This window comes from Tsukamurella conjunctivitidis, from assembly GCF_007858475.1.
Taxonomy (GTDB): Bacteria; Actinomycetota; Actinomycetes; order Mycobacteriales; family Mycobacteriaceae; genus Tsukamurella; species Tsukamurella conjunctivitidis.
Window position 1 is genome coordinate 1 of the sequence record NZ_VIGX01000130.1, and the last position, 648, is coordinate 648.

At 70.4% G+C, this 648-nt stretch carries 1 protein-coding gene; it reads left to right on the top strand.

Features of this window, described 5'->3' with window-relative positions:
• A partial coding sequence (locus FK530_RS24700) for a nitrate reductase subunit beta (RefSeq protein ID WP_500487556.1) occupies positions 1 to 648 on the top strand: 648 nt, incomplete at both ends.

The following is a 648-nucleotide window of genomic DNA, read 5'->3' on the forward strand; positions in this document are numbered from 1 at the left end:
GTGCTCCGAGACCTGCGTGGGACGCCTGCGCTACCTCGGTGTCCTGCTCTACGACGCCGACCGCGTGGGTGAGGTCGCGGCCACGGAGGACCCCCAGGATCTCTACATGGCCCAACGTTCCGTGCTGCTGGACCCCCACGACCCCGAGGTCGTGGCTGGCGCCCTGGCCGAGGACATCCCCCAGGACTGGATCACCGCCGCCCAGCAGTCCCCCATCTGGGACCTCATCGACACCTACGAGGTGGCGCTGCCCCTGCACCCGGAGTACCGGACGCTGCCCATGGTCTGGTACGTGCCTCCCCTGTCCCCCGTGGTCGACGCCGTCTCCGCCTCCGGGTCGGACGGCGAGGACCACCGGGTGCTGCTCAGCGCCATCTCCCAGATGCGCATCCCCCTGGACTACCTGGCCGAGCTCTTCACCGCCGGGGACACCCGCGTGGTGGAGCGTGTCCTGCGGCGCCTGGGCGCCATGCGCTCCTACATGCGCGACATCGACCTGGGGCGCGAGGGCAGTGAGGAGATCGCCGGGGCCGTCGGGATGACCGGGGAGGACCTGCAGCGCATGTACCGTCTGCTGGCCATCGCCAAGTATGACGACCGCTACGTCATCCCCACCAACCACCCCGAGACCCCCCGCGGGATCGCCTC